15 protein-coding genes are annotated in these 16,599 nt (G+C 29.0%); 2 read left to right on the forward strand and 13 right to left on the reverse strand.

Annotated features, from left to right (window positions below; translation table 11 throughout):
* Nucleotides 1-40: 40 nt before the first annotated feature.
* The 4 genes from EYW44_RS01570 to EYW44_RS01585 form a co-directional block, all read right to left on the reverse strand.
* Nucleotides 41-565: a DinB family protein gene (locus tag EYW44_RS01570; RefSeq protein ID WP_132721711.1), complete on the reverse strand. Its 525-nt coding sequence runs from the start codon at nucleotides 563-565 to the stop codon at nucleotides 41-43.
* 140 nt (nucleotides 566-705) lie between these two features.
* Nucleotides 706-1,308, reverse strand: coding sequence for a hypothetical protein (locus EYW44_RS01575; RefSeq protein ID WP_132721713.1), 603 nt, complete (start codon nucleotides 1,306-1,308; stop codon nucleotides 706-708).
* A 115-nt stretch (nucleotides 1,309-1,423) separates the two neighbouring features.
* A complete protein-coding gene (locus EYW44_RS01580) occupies nucleotides 1,424-1,963 on the reverse strand; it encodes a GNAT family N-acetyltransferase (protein ID WP_132721715.1) in 540 nt (179 codons plus the stop codon).
* A gap of 108 nt (nucleotides 1,964-2,071) precedes the next feature.
* Nucleotides 2,072-4,954 carry an esterase-like activity of phytase family protein gene (locus tag EYW44_RS01585; protein WP_132721717.1) on the reverse strand — a complete coding sequence of 961 codons (2,883 nt, stop codon included), beginning with the start codon at nucleotides 4,952-4,954 and terminating at the stop codon, nucleotides 2,072-2,074.
* A gap of 291 nt (nucleotides 4,955-5,245) precedes the next feature.
* On the opposite strand from EYW44_RS01585, the gene EYW44_RS01590 reads away from it, so the two are divergent.
* The gene (locus tag EYW44_RS01590) at nucleotides 5,246-6,244 is read left to right on the forward strand and encodes a LacI family DNA-binding transcriptional regulator (RefSeq protein WP_132721719.1); all 999 of its coding nucleotides are present in this window, start codon (nucleotides 5,246-5,248) and stop codon (nucleotides 6,242-6,244) included.
* A 559-nt stretch (nucleotides 6,245-6,803) separates the two neighbouring features.
* On the opposite strand, the gene EYW44_RS22055 is transcribed toward EYW44_RS01590, so the two are convergent.
* The gene (locus EYW44_RS22055; RefSeq protein WP_165872133.1) at nucleotides 6,804-7,061 is read right to left on the reverse strand and encodes a hypothetical protein; all 258 of its coding nucleotides are present in this window, start codon (nucleotides 7,059-7,061) and stop codon (nucleotides 6,804-6,806) included.
* A 207-nt stretch (nucleotides 7,062-7,268) separates the two neighbouring features.
* Between EYW44_RS22055 and EYW44_RS01595 the strand changes: the two genes are divergently transcribed.
* On the forward strand, nucleotides 7,269-7,943 hold the full coding sequence (locus EYW44_RS01595) for a CPBP family intramembrane glutamic endopeptidase (RefSeq protein ID WP_132721721.1): 675 nt from the start codon (nucleotides 7,269-7,271) through the stop codon (nucleotides 7,941-7,943).
* 59 nt (nucleotides 7,944-8,002) lie between these two features.
* On the opposite strand, the gene EYW44_RS01600 is transcribed toward EYW44_RS01595, so the two are convergent.
* The 8 genes from EYW44_RS01600 to EYW44_RS01635 form a co-directional block, all read right to left on the reverse strand.
* A complete protein-coding gene (locus tag EYW44_RS01600; protein WP_132721723.1) occupies nucleotides 8,003-8,563 on the reverse strand; it encodes a type 1 periplasmic binding fold superfamily protein in 561 nt (186 codons plus the stop codon).
* A gap of 36 nt (nucleotides 8,564-8,599) precedes the next feature.
* Complete coding sequence (locus tag EYW44_RS01605; RefSeq protein ID WP_243643588.1) at nucleotides 8,600-10,975, reverse strand: TonB-dependent receptor; 2,376 nt, start codon at nucleotides 10,973-10,975, stop codon at nucleotides 8,600-8,602.
* Nucleotides 10,976-11,048: 73 nt separating this feature from the next.
* The gene (locus EYW44_RS01610) at nucleotides 11,049-11,351 is read right to left on the reverse strand and encodes a hypothetical protein (RefSeq protein ID WP_132721727.1); all 303 of its coding nucleotides are present in this window, start codon (nucleotides 11,349-11,351) and stop codon (nucleotides 11,049-11,051) included.
* Nucleotides 11,352-11,495: 144 nt separating this feature from the next.
* Nucleotides 11,496-11,915: a hypothetical protein gene (locus tag EYW44_RS01615; protein ID WP_132721729.1), complete on the reverse strand. Its 420-nt coding sequence runs from the start codon at nucleotides 11,913-11,915 to the stop codon at nucleotides 11,496-11,498.
* A gap of 20 nt (nucleotides 11,916-11,935) precedes the next feature.
* Nucleotides 11,936-12,355 carry a hypothetical protein gene (locus tag EYW44_RS01620; RefSeq protein WP_132721731.1) on the reverse strand — a complete coding sequence of 140 codons (420 nt, stop codon included), beginning with the start codon at nucleotides 12,353-12,355 and terminating at the stop codon, nucleotides 11,936-11,938.
* Nucleotides 12,355-13,698 carry an adenylosuccinate lyase gene (gene purB, locus EYW44_RS01625; RefSeq protein WP_132721733.1) on the reverse strand — a complete coding sequence of 448 codons (1,344 nt, stop codon included), beginning with the start codon at nucleotides 13,696-13,698 and terminating at the stop codon, nucleotides 12,355-12,357. The genes EYW44_RS01620 and purB overlap by 1 nt, the downstream gene beginning before the upstream one ends.
* A 748-nt stretch (nucleotides 13,699-14,446) precedes the next feature.
* The gene (locus EYW44_RS01630; RefSeq protein ID WP_132721735.1) at nucleotides 14,447-14,833 is read right to left on the reverse strand and encodes a hypothetical protein; all 387 of its coding nucleotides are present in this window, start codon (nucleotides 14,831-14,833) and stop codon (nucleotides 14,447-14,449) included.
* A gap of 17 nt (nucleotides 14,834-14,850) precedes the next feature.
* Nucleotides 14,851-16,482: an ABC-F family ATP-binding cassette domain-containing protein gene (locus tag EYW44_RS01635; protein WP_132721737.1), complete on the reverse strand. Its 1,632-nt coding sequence runs from the start codon at nucleotides 16,480-16,482 to the stop codon at nucleotides 14,851-14,853.
* Nucleotides 16,483-16,599: the final 117 nt, after the last annotated feature.

Genomic DNA, 16,599 nt, shown 5'->3' on the forward strand with positions numbered 1-16,599 from the left:
ATGTCTGCTACATTTTTGAGGCACAAATATAGCATTTTCGTTAGTAGTTTTCAATTAAATCTTTTGTATGGTGTTCTGTATGGTGTGCAGTCCACATAATTATCTCTCTAACGGGCATTTTTCCCATTAGTGGATGCGGTAAAATAATGTTGTCTAAATCTTTATCAGACCACTTGTTTGTTTTTTTCTGAAGCTTTTTTTGTTGTTTTAAAAGTGTTGCTAATAATTGATCTCGCTGTTTTAAAGGAGGGACTTTTAATTTTGAGTTAAAAGCTTTTGCTTTTTCTTGATTTTTAGCAAGTTTTTCATCGTATCGTTCAACAATATGATTATAAGTTCTTACAGATCTATTTGCTTTACCAAACTTATATTTTAATATAAATTTAGGCAAGCTCATAGCATAATTTACTTGTTTTATTGAGTTAACTAAATGAGCAATGTGCTGACCAGCGGTCCATTTTCCTTCTGGATGAGATAACCATTTCTCTGTTGGTTGTTCAGCTATCCAATTGAATAACATTTGATGCTTTTCTTCTAATATCTCGTTGATTTGTTGTTTATCCATTTGTAAATATTGAATGCTAAATTTAAGAAACAAATTGTTTATGTAGTTGCTTATACTTTTAAGCAAGGAACTTTAAGCTTAAAAAGATATTTTTCAATACTCAGTACTTAATTCTTGATACTTAGTTTCCACTAATAAAACTAATAAGCTTTTCTGTTTCGTATTCCAAAAACAAACCCGAAAATACTAATAGCTGCAAAACTTAAAAGTAAAATATAAGCAGCATTATCATTAGCAATTAATGCAGCAATAAAATAACAAGATAAGTAGGTTAAACCGATAATACTCCAAACTTTATGATCTTCTAATCTTTTTATATTAGAAACAGTTGGTTTGAGATTTATTAACACTTTTAAAGTGTTCCAATCCCATAGAAGTAATAATATATTAGCCAATAACATTAAAGCTGTAACAACGTAGGTGTATCTAAAATCGTAGGATATGGTAATTACAAAAATATTAGCCATAATAGGAAAAAACATAACAGCTCCTAATTTGGCATAACGTTGAGTTATTAATAGTAGCCCTGCAATTAATTGACCTAAACCTAAAAATTTCCAATAAATCCCAGACTCATATAAGGTTTCAAAAAAATGCCAAGCACTATCAATAGGATTTTCAGCACCACTTTCAGTGGTAAATCTGTTTCCTTTTATTTTTTTAATGCTATTGAATACAAAAGCAAAGCCCATTAAATATCTTAAGAAAATAATGAACAATTGAGGAATTAATTTATCCTTCATCTTTGAATTTTAAAACTTGGTTACTAAAATCAGAGACGATTATGAGTGTTTTTTGTTACTGTAAAATTGAATTATAAATTTCACATTATTAACAAAAACATTTTTCTATTTAATATTATGAATTTGATGTATTATACAACACACATTTTTCAAGTGTAGGATACTCTGTAAGATATGGATGATTAAAATCTTTTACTTTTTGCATTCCTATTTTTTCCATTACTGCAATAGAAGGTGTATTAATAACAGGAGCAACCGAAACAATTTCTTTAAGTTTTAAATGATCAAATCCGTATGTTAAACAAGCTTTAGCACCTTCGGTTGCAAAACCTTTTCCCCAGAATTTAGGCAATAAACGCCAACCAATATCAATAGACGGATTAAAATCTGCTTCATAGGTTTGTTCATTTAAACCGATAAAACCGATAAATTCTTTTGTAGTAATCAATTCAACAGCAAAATAACAAAAGTTAAGTTTTTGAAGTTGGTTTTGCATTCTAGTAATAAAATCCTCACACTGTTGTTTAGATTGTTTTGTGGGAAAATATTGCATTACTTCTTCATTTGTATTCATTTCAAATAAAAGTGAAAGATCAGTGTTTTTCCAATCTCTAAAACCGAGACGCTCAGAAGTAAAAATATAGTTGTTATCCATGTTTGATTGCTATAGCGCTGCAAAATTAAAAAGAAAAAGCAGTTCAATAACTATTGAACTGCTCAAATAAATTGAATACTAAAGTTTGTAAAATACTTTAGAGTTGAATTATTTTTTTACTATTTTTTTCTTGATTAACTCGCCATTAACATTGATGATTGCAATGTAAATACCAGTATTGATTTCTTTTCCAAGATCATTCTTTCCGTTCCAAGTATAGTTAAAACCGTTGTTGTTTTCATTTGAATCAACCAATTTAGTAACTAATTTTCCTGAGATATCATATATGTCTATAGACACTGTGTTTTTTGAAAAAGTGTCATTAGAAAAAGTAATTTTATCACTAAAAGTGTTAGGATACACATTCACTTCTTCTTGTTTCTTCTTGTAGTTATTTAAAGTATCTTTTTTCCATTTTCTACCTAATGGTTGATCTAACCAAACTAAAATAAATTCATTATCGTCTGGTAATTGTTTTCCTACATGTCTTCCAACGCTAAAAGGGTAGTTGTTATCATTTAAAACTCCTATTAAAAACGGATTTAAAACAACAACGCTTTCAATAGTTACAAAAGGAAAAGCAAAATTATTACCAATACCTACATCGCCGTTTAAACCTGTAGAAATTCTAAAAGGGTCATTAATATCTAATAAATCAAGATTTAAACGTTTCTTAACTTTAGTTTTGTTTGGTGATAATTCAACTTCGTAAATAGCTTTAAATCCGTTTAAATCTCCTTGAGAATTATCTCTTTCTATAATTAAACCACGTTTTTTACTAAACATGATAAAATCTCCAATAGCTGCAGCTTTTTCATTCAACGGATATTGAAATTGCTTACCTGTATACGATTTTGTTTTAAGATCAAACTCATGAATTAAAAGGTTGTTGTTTTCTGAGTTTGTCAAAGGTTTTTCAAGTAGAGGAAGTAATTTTTTACCATTACTGCTTAATGCCATTCCTTCAAAACCACCACTAGATGGTACTTTAAATTGAGAAGTAAGTTTTGTTTGACGATATGGCCAATACAATCCGGCTAACCAAGGTGTGTTTTCGCCATTCTGATCTTGTAAGTTAGTTCCGTCACCAGCACTACCAACTTTAGGGAAATCACCAAATAAACATACAGTTCTAATTGCAGGATATAGTTTTTGAGTTAATAAAAGAGTTCTAAAATCAAAACTTTGAATATCAGCCCTATCTTGTAAATTATTAGCAACAATAACATCAGCAACAGCCTTTGTAAACGTTTCAGGATTTACAGTTCTTTCTGCAAAAATATCGCCACGATCATCAACATCAGTTCTTGGATTAATCTTGGTTTCAATATTAAAACGAACTTTAGCTGCATTTTTCCATCTTTTAGTAGCATCAGCATGATTTTTACCAGCACCATTTTTATAATATGCTACATAAAAAGCAACAAAATCAAAAAGTTGTTGAAGTGAAGGCATAATATATGGACTGATAAATCCTTTTTCATTAGCAAAAGCTACCGAAACAGGAGACAAAGCTAAATCGTTTGTTTGTACTGGTCGTCCATCAAGAATTTTATCAGCAATAAATGTGTTTTGAATTTCTTGCAATGTTAAATCCTTCACCAATACTTCATCATTAAATTCGTAAGCAGTACCATCTAATTTACGTGTTTTAGCAGCCTCAATATGTGGATCGTGATCTAAAACAGGTACACCATCTAAGGTTATACCAGTATCAGTTTCTAAAGTTGGCATTAAATAATCTAATGCAGCCTCCATTGATGGTATTGTGTTTTCTGGACGAAGATTTCTTGCACCTCTATGACCTTGAGCATCAAATTTAGTAACATCAATTAAACCATTAGCGTCTAAATAATCAGGAGTACCATTGTTATCTCCGTCAAAATTTTCAACCGCTGTTAATAAAAGGTCAGGACGATCAGAAATAATTCCCTGTACACCCAATTCTAAAAGTAAATTCATGTTTTCAGAATCATTCACTGTATACACAACTACGTCATGTCCAGCTTTGTTTAATGAAGTAACATTGAATAACTCACTTGAAGCATTTTTTAAACTTTCAGGAGCATTGTTTCTACTTCCAACAGTTGTATTAGCATTGTTATCATCTAACATTACAAACCAAGGAGACATTACAGGTGCCTTACTTCCGTTTGCTTTCGCATGTGCGCGCATTGCATTCATTACGCGTAAAGCACTAATTTCTTCGTTATACGGATTTTGAGGAGCTCTAAGTTCTTTACCAGGTTCACTAAAATCAGGCAAAGCATAAGGAGCATCTAAAAGCACACCATATTTATTAAAATGAAGTAAAAATGGACCAAATTCATCACCAATCCAATAATCACCATTTTTAGTACGCTGAATCGATTCAATATCAAAGTCGGCACCAGTTAATACTCTATCATCAGTAAAATGGTTTACAATAGCAAAAGGGATTAAGTGATTTGGATCTTTAAGTTCTATAAAATCTAAAACTTTAATATCTCCTTTCTTTTTACCAAAGCTAAAAACACTTTTAAATCTTGGTTTTATAGTGTATAAACGTAAATTATAATCAGCAGAGTTTTCAATACTACCAAAACCATTATCAGATAAAGCGGTAAATGTTCCGTTGTAGTTATTTAATACAGAAGAAAAACCTTGTATTGGTTGTTTATTGATAAACGGAATAGTTTGCTCATTAATAGAAGTTGCACCAATATATTGACCAGATGTAGGACCTTCAGCAAAACTAGCTGCTGGAAGAATAGCACGAGAAACTAAAATGTCTTTAGCCAAAAAAGAGGATTTTTTGGCTGCTTTAGAATACTTTTTAGGATTGTGTTCTGCATCTTTTTTAATTTCAAAAGAAAAACCTTTTGTTTCTTTTGAGTTGTTGTTTTGTATTTCTTGTGCCATACAAAAACTACTGAAAGTAGCACTCATTGCTAATGTTAACGTAGTAACAATGAATTTTTTAGTTGGGATAATTTTTTGATTAAGTTTCATAAAAACAGATAAATAAGGTTAATTATTTTAAATGAATCCCAAATTACTTTTAGTAAATTATTAAATTGTTTTTAGCGTTTAAACAAAAGATTAGTATAAAGTTATTAATGTTAAATTTTATTTGTCACTTATTTTAATTAATCGTTTGTTTTTCAGTGTTTTTTTGAATATAATACAGTTAATTGAGTTAAAGATTTAATAATATAAAAATGAAGTTTAAATGTTTTGTAGGATACAAATTAAGATTTTCTTGTATTTTTATTTCGTAATTCGATATAATCTAATCAATAAATGAAGAATATAACACTTAAAGAACTGTCTAAAATGCTTGATGTATCTATTTCAACGATATCTAAAGCATTGAATGATAGCCATGAAATTAGTATTTCTACTAAAGAACGAGTTAGAGAAGCAGCTAAGCAATACAATTACAAACCAAATAGAACAGCTATTAATTTAAAATCGGGTAGGGCAAGTACTATCGGAGTGATATTACCTAGTATTAAAAATTTCTTTTTATCAAGAGCTTTGCGTGGTATTGAAAATGAGGTTGCAAAAACTGATTATAACATTATCATTTGTGTTACTAATGAATCTTATAAAAAAGAGGTTCAGTATGTACAAGCATTAACAAATGGTTTGGTTGATGCTATTATTATAGCGGTTTCTGAAGAAACACAAGTGTTAGAAAACTATGATCATTTAACGAATATTTCTAAGTACACTAATTTATTAATGTTTGATAGAGTTTCTGATGATGTTAAATGTGATAAAGTAATGGTAAATGATTATGAAGCTGTTTTAAATGCTGTAAAAGAATTACAATTTATGGGTAGAAAAAGAATTGCATTAGCAGCTACCATTCATAATTTAAGTGTTGGGCAATTAAGAATTAAAGGTTATGAAGATGCCATTAAAGATTCACATGAACCAATTATTATTACCGGACCAGAAAAAAGGGTAGAGAAAGAATTGGATAAGATGATAGAGAGTGAAGACATTGATGCAATTATAGCATTAGATGAAGAGGCTTCTTTAGCTACTTTTAGAGTAGGTAAAAAGAAAGATATCTTAGACAGTGGTAAGCTTGCTTTGGTAGGATATGCAGGTAGAACAATATCTGAGCATTTAACGCCAAGTATGACAACTATCAACCAGCACGGTAAGAGAGTAGGGAGGACAGCAGCAGAATTACTATTGAGTAGATTAGAGAATAACGATAAAGAGATTGAAAAAGTGATTATCGATTCATCTTTATATAAAAGAGAAACGACAAATAAGCCTTCATAAGACAATAACTTAAATGATTAGATTTAGATTCTAAGTAATTAAAAAGTATTTATAAATGAAAAACTGCCTTTTGAAGGCAGTTTTTTTGTTTATACAAGGAAAATGATATTCTACAAAATTTATAATTATAGCAATTAAATTTAATTTATTGCATTTAATTTTGTAAGTTGCAAAGTATCAGTTGGAAGTTTCTGGCTAGATACCTGAATTTCAAAACTCAACCCTATATCTAATAACCTGCTGAAAAAATTAAACCATTAAAAAACAACTCAGTAATGATAGTATATACTCCCATATTATACGTATCATGTTCAGGTATTAGTTTATGAACTTGCGACGGTTCCTGAGTAAGGAAATTGATTTGGTACATGCCAGAAATCCCAATATTATAATCTCTTTTATAATTTGTTATTGGTCAAAGGCTTTATAAATTAATTTAATACGTTTGTTTTAATAACTTCTAAAGAAATATAGTAACTATATGTAGTCTTTTATACTTAGAAAAAACATGTTACTAAGTAATTAATAACAATGTATTATTAATTTATTTTACCAAAAATTAAGCAGTGATAGGTGGTGCCCGAGAAGATTTTCTTATGAGAGTTACATTTTTTTTATCTGATGGTAACTCATTAAAATTAGTTGGAACAAAATATTTTGGTAATATTTCGTAAGCAATATTAAAATCAGTAGCATTAATTTCCATTTGATAGTGCATCATTGAGCAATCACTCTCGTCACCTTCATGAAAATGTTTTTCAGTTTTAGAGGTACATACCACATGACCATGATCATGATCTTCAAATGCATGATGCAATTGAATTAAAGAAGGAGCTATTATAGCTATAATTCCTAAAAATGCGATATATTTTCTAAAAAGATTCAGTTTGATATTTATTTGACTGATTAAATACTTTTACAAGTATACATAATATAATATAAATTTAAAAATAACTTTGAATAAAAAAGCATTAAGAAATGAATATTCTATAGTATCTTAACAAATAATTAAAATTTATTTGAATTGAAAGAGCGTTTTTTTAAAATCTTATATGCTTTTAAAGATACATTTCTATATGTTTTAATGATGGAAGCTATAAGTAGCTGGCTTTATTTTGTGAATTTAGAAGTTGATTATTACAATCAATATTATATTTTAATTCAAAGTTTAGTTCATTGTATGTTAATTTTGTTTTTTGTTTACATTACAAAAAACAGAAGGTTTAGGTTCTTATTAGATTTTTTTAGTGTAAAATGGTCTTTAGTAGCAGCTGTATTGGGTATCGTATTTGTTTTTGTACAAATTCCGTTAAGTAATTTTTATAATGTCATTACAGGTGAGAGTCTTCAATTGATATATGAGTTTAATGGGTACGGAGCGTTTTTTAAATTAAGTGTTTTAAGTGTAGCTTTTTTTGTTCCCTTGTATGAAGAGCTATTCTTTAGATCCTATATTCAAGATTATTTACAAGAAAAAATAACAGCTAATAGAGCAATGTTTTTAAGTGCTGTGTTATTTGCTTTAATTCATCTACCTTTCAATAATTTATTCATACTAAATTCAAATGAAGGTTTTTATTTGACTTACATAGCTTTTTTTGGAGGATTGATATCCGCCTTTTTATATAGTAAAACTAAGTCAGTTCTAACCTCCATTATATTTCATGTTTTTTGGAATATCACGGCTGTGATAGTATAAAAATAAAAAAGAGCTTCATATGAAGCTCTTTTATTAAAGTTTTTGAAATATTGGTGAAATTATTCTACTTCAACAGTAAAAGTAGCTTCAATATCAGTATTACCACCAGCATCTGCAACAGAACCATCATTTGGCTTTTTAGGCTCATGCTTTAAAACAACAGTAATAGTTCCTGTTCCAGCAGCACCAGTTACTAAATTAGTAGTAAAACCTAAAGGATTTCCATTTCCATCTTCATCAGTTTTAGAAATAGTAACATTTGCTACAGTAGTTGTGTAGAAAAACTCATGCTCCTCAGCTTCACCTTCAATTTCTTCTTGAATGTGTGCAGGATCATCGCTATCAGTTTTGTTTAAAACAGTTAATTCACCTGTATAATCAGTATTTGCTTTTAAGTTTCCAGATACAGTAGCAACTCCATCAACAGAATCGTCTGGATCTAAATCTTCAAAAGTTAATGTAATAGTATCTGTACCGTCAGTAAGTGTGTACGTTAAAGTTGTAATCACTTCTTCCTCGTGATCGTGATCATCACCACCGTGATCATCATCGTCATCAGAACATCCTGTAAATGCTAAACTTGAAATAAATAAGAAAGCTAATAATTTAATTGTTTTCATTTTTGTTAATTTTAGAGTATTCATAATTGTGTTTAATTAATAATTAAATTTAATTTTAAGGTTAATATTTCTGCCAATATCATCAGTATAATATCGTTGTCTGTTTAAGTAGTCTCTGTAGGACGTATTGAAAATGTTCTCTACGTTTAGTTCAAACCTAACACTTCCTTTTTTAAAAGCTTTAAAAGTTATTGAACTATTAAAGTCGAATAAAGAGTAACTAGCAGGAGTAGAGCTTATATCTACAAAAACATCTTCTTGAATAATTGGATTAAAAGTAAAAAAGTTATAATCAGGATATCTATTTTGTTGCAAAACAGTTTTGCTTTTTAAGCCTACAGATAAATTGTGAAAATCTTTATTAGTGTAAGCTATACTATTTGTAAAATTGGTACCTGGCATATGAATTAAGGGTATATTTTCTGTCAAATTATCTCCTTGTAACAAACTAATATTTCCTTGGTAATTTAGTTGGGCGTTAATTTTTTTATTAATATCAATATCAATTCCAAAAATTCGAGCATCTACTTGGTTGTAATGCCAAATAGGAAATGCACCTCTAATGGTTGTAACGGTATCAACAGGAATAAGTTGAATAAAACCGTTAATAGAATTGTAATATGGACTAATTGAAAAACCAAAATTTTCATTATTTCTCTCAAATGAGATAGAAAATTTATTGGCTACTTCTTGTTCCATAGTTAAAAAACCAACTTCTATACGCGCTGTACTATGATGCAATCCATCGCTAAATAATTCAGAGGGATTTGGCACACGTGTTGCCAAACCATAATTTACTAGTAAATTAAAGTCATTGTCAAATCGTTTTGATAAACCAGCATTTGCAGAAACAGAATGAAAAGTAAATTCCGGTCTGGTTAAAGTTCGAGAGCTTCTAATGATACCAGTATCAAACTCAGGAAATAATTCATCATAATTATAAACTTCAAACCAGTCATTTACTCTATATCGTTTTTCGGCTTTTATGTAAGAGTAATCATAACGAACACCAGCACTAATATCTGTTGTAGCATCAGGCTGATAATTTGCTGTAAAGTAAGTTCCAAAATCATATTTTTCATAATCTGGAATTATTGGATTAGTTCCAGTACCACCAATAGCGTCGTTTTCTTGAAATCTAGCTAAAATACCTGTGTTAAATTCAAAATCATCTAAGAAATCAATTTTTAAGTTAGGTTGTAAACTTGTGGTAAACAAACGTAAATCAATTACAGGAACATTTTTAAAACTTCCAACTCTAGTATCAAACTCTTTACGTCTGTTTACTTGAAAATCATATTGCGCTGTTAATTTACCAAAGTTTTTAAAACGTTGATATGCTTCAACTTTCCCTAAATAATGTCTAATAGCTTGTTTAGGTGTATTAATATCATATGAAAAGTCATCGATAACTCTCGGTTGTCTATTATTTATAGACGCTACTAAATCGTTTACATTTCCAATATGTGAAGATTGTAAAATACCAAATTCATTATCTACAAAACTATAGAACACATCAAATCCTCTTGTAAAGCTATTGTATCCAAATCTAGCAGAAGAATTTATGTTTCTTAGTCCTGTATTCGTTAAATAATAATCAGGAGCTTTAAAATCACCGAATCTTTTAAAACTAGTTTGTAGTCTCAAATAATAACCAGATTTGTAAGTATTAACAATTTCAGAGTTGAAATTACCACCTCTACCATTCGTATTTAATGATAAAATAGAGCTACCAAATAAACTATCTTTAACGGCGTATTTTTTAGGCTTTAAAATTACAAGACCTCCAATAGCATCACTACCATATCTAAGTGTATTTGCTCCTTTTACAACATGCAAAGTATTGGCAGCATTAATATCAACATTAGGTGCATGTTCATCTCCCCAATCTTGATCAAATAAACGGACATTGTTATTGATAATTAGTAATCTACTACTGTGTAAGCCATGAATCATAGGTTTTACAATGGTATTTCCTGTATTTAAAGAAGAAACACCACTTACAGTATTCAAAGCATCACCTAGAGATTTATCAGTAAAACTTTCTACAACTTCTTGTTTTACTGATTTCTCAATGCTTGTTTTTTCAATTTTTGTTTGTGAATTTACACGAACTTCATCTAACTCTTCAACATGATGCTCTAGATCTATTATTTTGTATAAATCTTTTTTTAATGTTAGTTCTAAAGTTTGTGTATCACAACTTAAATGTGAAATCTCAACGATTAATTTTCCTTCACAAAGATTTGGAATTTTAAACTTTCCATCAAAATCACTAGTCGTATACTTATTTAAATTCTTTATATAAATAGTTGCATTAACTAGTGGTGACTTATCATGAAAGTCCTCTACAAGACCTGAAAAGGTATAATTACAGTTTTGACCTATTAATGAAGCTATATTAATGCCCACGAATAGAATCAAAAGTTTAATTCTTAAGTTCATTATGGTAATTTAGTGTAAATTAAAGTGTTGTTTAATTAATCTAGACTAAAGATGGAGGAGCTCTAAGTTGGAATAGTAAGTTTAAATCTAGACTAAATGAACAGTAGAAATTAGCATAAGCGTCAATTTTTTCAGAAAAAACTAAAACAATATGCTGAATTTCAGTTGAAGCAAAATTATGAAGGTGAAAAGAGCAAATGTCACAATCTATTTCTAATTCATGAAAACTAAGATCTTTCTTAGAAGTAGATATCTCTTTCTTTTGATGATGATGATCATCACAATGGTGAGCAAGTGAAGCAACGTCACAACAGTGGTGCGTTAGCTTAATTACTGAAGGCATCAGTAATAATGTAAGCACGATAATATATAGATATCTCTTCAAAAACTCCATTCAGCTCGCAAATTAAATAGAATTATTATTAAAAACCAATTTAAATAGTTGATTTTTATGAAATTTTTAAGAAAATTAAAGAATCAGTAATAATTATTTACTGATGTAAAGCGTTCCTTTTGAAGTAAATTTAGAATATCCTCTTTTTAATTTAAAATCGTAAGATGAATCTCTTACTTTGGTTATTTGAACATTAATAAGCTCTTTTTCAAAATCAGTTTTAGGATTCTTTATTCGCAAGTTATATGAAAAATTATTTTTCCATTTGATGAATACTGTATCTATGGTTTGAATTTCTTTTTCAACAACAGTACTATCTGTTGAAATTGTAACTGTTTTAGTGTTGTATTCTATTTGTAAGCTATCTTTTCTAATAATAATAGTTTTCTTATAGCCTTTACCAGGAGAATATTCAAAAGTTCCGTATTTAAAACGTTCAGAACTATCTTTTGTACTCAAATTACATGAGACTAGCACAAATAATATACATACAATAGCAGTAATGTATTTCATAAAAGGAAACTGAAAAATAATTACTTACTTATGTAAACGGTTCCTGGAGTAGTAAATTTTGAATAGCCTATTCTTGATTTGAAATCGTAAGAAGAGTCTCTAACTTTTGTTATTTGAACAAAAATTGGATCTTTATCTAAATCTGTTCTTGGATTTTTCATTCGCAGTGTATATGCGAAATTATTTTTCCAACCAATTAATAAAGTATCTACTCGTTTAATTTCTTTCTCTGATACGGTACTATCTGTAGAAATTGTTACTTTTTTTGTGTAATACTCAATTTGTAAACTATCTTTTCTAATAATAGTTGTTTTAGAGTATCCCTCTCCAGCAGGAATTTCAAAAGTTCCGTATTTAAAACGCTCAGCGTTTCCTGTGGGTTTTGTATCACAAGAAACGATGAACATTACTAATATTGATATATATGCGATATATTTCATTAAATACCTGTATAATTTGAAGGTGTAATTTGCTTTAACTCATTTTTAATAGCATCAGATACTTCTAATGTGTCAATAAAATCTGCAATTGATTTTTGGGTAATTTTTTCGTTGGTACGAGTTAACCCTTTTAAAGCTTCGTATGGATTAGGATAAGCTTCTCTACGTAGAATTGTTTGAATAGCTTCTGCAGCAACTGCCCAATTATTCTCTAAATCTTCCTCAAATTTTTCTTTGTTTAACAATAATTTGTTTAAACCTTTTAAGGTAGATTTAAATGCAATTAATGTATGTCCGAAAGGTACACCAACGTTTCTTAAAACAGTACTATCAGTTAAATCACGTTGTAAACGAGAAACTGGAAGTTTAGCAGCTAAATGTTCTAAAATAGCATTTGCAATACCTAAATTACCTTCAGAGTTTTCAAAATCAATCGGATTTACTTTGTGTGGCATAGCTGATGAACCAACTTCACCTTTTTTAATTTTTTGCTTAAAGTAATCCATAGAAACATATGTCCAAATATCTCTATCTAAGTCAATTAAAATAGTATTGATTCTTTTCATGGCATCAAACAAGCTTGCCATGTGGTCATAATGTTCTATTTGAGTAGTTGGAAAAGAATGGTGTAAATCTAAAACCTCTTCTACAAAAGAAGTACCAAAAGATTTCCAATCTATAGATGGATATGCAACTTTGTGAGCGTTATAGTTTCCTGTAGCTCCACCAAATTTAGCTGCATTTGGTATATGTTGTAAAAATAATACTTGCTGATTGATACGCTCAACAAAAACAAATAACTCTTTACCTAAACGAGTAGGAGAAGCTGGTTGTCCGTGAGTACGAGCTAACATTGGAACATTTTCCCATTCTTCACATAATTCAGCTAATCTTGAAGTTAAACTATCTAATGTAGGAAAATAAACTTCTTCAATAGCGTCTTTAATAGAAAGAGGAATAGCAGTATTGTTAATATCTTGAGAAGTCAATCCAAAATGAATAAACTCTTTGTATTGAGATAATTGTAAAGTGTCAAATTTTTCTTTAATAAAATACTCAACAGCTTTTACATCATGATTAGTTACACTTTCAATGTCTTTAATCTTTTGAGCATCTTCCGCAGTAAAATCAATATAGATTTTTCTCAAGTCTTCATATAATCCTTTATCAATACCTTCTAATTGAGGTAATGGAATTTCACATAAAGCAATGAAATACTCAATTTCAACTTTAACTCTATATTTAATTAATGCTTCTTCAGAAAAGTAATCTGCTAATTGAGCTACTTTATTTCGGTATCTACCGTCTATAGGTGAGATTGCGTTTAATGTTGTTAAACTCATTGTTTTTTGTTGTGTTGAAACGACAAAAATAGAAAAATGAAATTGGATTTTTTAGATTATTTAATGTTATTTTAATTGGTCTTTTACTTTCAAAACTTCAATGTTTACACTTTAAATTATTATTGTTGAAGTATAAAAATAAAGACATATGATGATCAATTTTTCTAATTAATAGAATAGTTAATGGATGTTTTTCAATAAATAGAAAAAAACTTACAATAGTTGTAAATAAACTTTCTATTATTGAAAATTGATTTTGATTCATGTAAAAAAAGATTTAGCATTGTTTTGATAAAAAACGAGGCTATGAATACAAAATTTAAAAACAATTCAAAACAGAGCAATTCATGTTTAATTAGAAAGCAAGAATTCGCTGTAGATAATTATACTTAACAAAACAATAGAGAAATTATACATACTACTTTTTTAGTAAGCGAAATATTCAACCCTTTAACCTTTTGGTTTAAGGGTTTTTTTACGCATAATGTTTAAGTGATTAGTTGTTTTTTTTTGAAAAAAGATCTTGATGAAATTAAAAAAAGGTCTTGATCGAAACTTGTTTCGATCAAGACCTTTTAAAAAAATGATTCGTATTAATTATTTTTTTGGTGTTTTAGACAATATTAAATGTATTAGCTTCTTTTTTGGGTTTTATTAGTTGTCTTTACAGAGTTAAAAACTACGTTTATTGCAAAAAACACTACAAATACTGTAATTATTTTATAATGTTTTTCTGAGTTTAAAACTATTATAAAGGAGTTTCTATTCTAAGAAAATTCCCTTTAATCTGTTTCTTTTGTAGTTTTTTGTTTGAATATTGAAGTATGTAAAAATAAATTCCTTTTTGACTTCTTTCTACATCTTTTTTTAGATTGACTTCTTTTTCTTTTAGAGAAACAAAATGATTGTCTATGTGTATGGATTGAGTTTCACAATCGAAAAACTTTTCAGCATTATTCTGTATTAAAAGACTCGTATGAACTCGCTTTTTTACAATCCAATATTCATTGGTAAAAGTATCATATAATTTTGTTTCTGGCGGAATGCCATTTTCAATATGTGCTATTTTAACTAAAATTTGTGATTGAATAAAATCAGTAGACTCAATGATTTTAATAAAACCTGGAGAAATCATAGTAAAAACAAAATATTTTACAAATCAATCTCTTTTAAGGCATTTATATTATTTCGTTCTAAAAATGCGTCAATAGTTTCAAAATGTTCAATTACACGCTTATCTTTAAACTCAAATACTTTTTCAGATAAACCTTGAAGAAAATCTCTATCGTGAGAAACTAAAATTAAAGTTCCGTCATAATTAAGTAAAGCTTCTTTAATTACATCTTTCGATTTCAAATCTAAGTGATTCGTTGGCTCATCTAAGATCAATAAGTTTACTGGTTCTAGTAATAGTTTAACCATTGCTAAACGAGTTCTTTCACCCCCAGACAATACTTTAACTTTCTTTTCTAAATCATCGCCACTAAACATAAATCTACCTAAAATATTCTTTATTTGTGTACGAATATCACCTTCAGCAACCTCATCAACAGTTTGAAAAATTGTCAACTCAGGATCTAGTAAAGAAGCTTGATTTTGAGCAAAATATCCAACTTTAGCATTGTGCCCCAAACCACATTCACCTTCAAAATCAATTTCTCCCATAATTGCCTTAATCATGGTAGATTTTCCTTCACCGTTTCTACCAACAAATGATACTTTTTCACCTCTTGCAATAGAAAAACTAGCATCTTTAAAAACAGTTAAGTCGCCATAACTTTTAGTTAAGCCTTCAACTTTAACAGGATAATCTCCAGATCTAGGAGAAGGAGGGAAGCGAAGTTTTAGAGCAGAAGTATCTACTTCATCAATTTCTATAGGAACTAATTTTTCAAGCATACGTTCTCTAGAAGCTACTTGATTCGTTTTGGAATAAGTTCCTTTAAAACGTTCTATAAAAGCTTTGGTATCAGCTATAAATTTTTGTTGTTCTTCGTAAGCTTTTAATTGGTGAGCTCTACGTTCTTTACGTAATTCTAAATAATGAGAATAATTAGCTTTGTAATCATGAATAGTTCCCATAGTCACTTCTATGGTACGATTGGTGATATTATCAATAAAAGCTTTATCGTGAGAAATTACTACTACAGCTTTTGCTTTATTTAATAAGAAATTCTCTAGCCAAATAACAGATTCAATATCTACGTGGTTGGTAGGCTCATCTAATAAAATTAAGTCAGGTTTCTGAAGTAATATTTTAGCTAATTCTATACGCATACGCCATCCACCACTAAATTCAGAAGTAGCTCTATCTAAATCATCTTGTTTAAAACCTAGTCCTTTTAAAGCTTTTTCAACCTCAGCTTCGTAATTAATCTCTTCTAGGGCGTAGTATTTTTCACCTAAATCAGATACACGCTCTATGATTTTCATGTAAGCTTCCGATTCGTAATCGGTACGAGTTTCTAATTGCTTATTTAAATCATCCATTTCTGCTTTCATATCAAAAATACCTTGAAAAGCTTTGGATGCTTCTTCTTTAACAGTGCAATTATCTTCCATTAATAAATGCTGCGGTAAATAGGCAATTACTGTATCTTTTGGGCAACGTACCGCTCCTTTTGTAGGAGAAGAAACTCCTGCAATAATCTTCATCATGGTAGATTTTCCTGCTCCATTTTTTCCCATTAAAGCAATCTTATCATTTTCATTAATTACAAATGAAACATCGCTAAATAAGGTGTTACCACTAAACTCTACACGTAATTGATCTACAGTAATCATAATCAGCATTAATTTTAATGTCGCGAAAATACTAATTTACATGGCACAGATTTATGAAAGTTCTTAGTTTTTATAATCAATTTCAGAATTTAATTAAATCTATCATAAATTGAAGAA

The organism is Tenacibaculum sp. M341 (genome assembly GCF_004337695.1).
Taxonomy (GTDB): Bacteria; Bacteroidota; Bacteroidia; order Flavobacteriales; family Flavobacteriaceae; genus Polaribacter.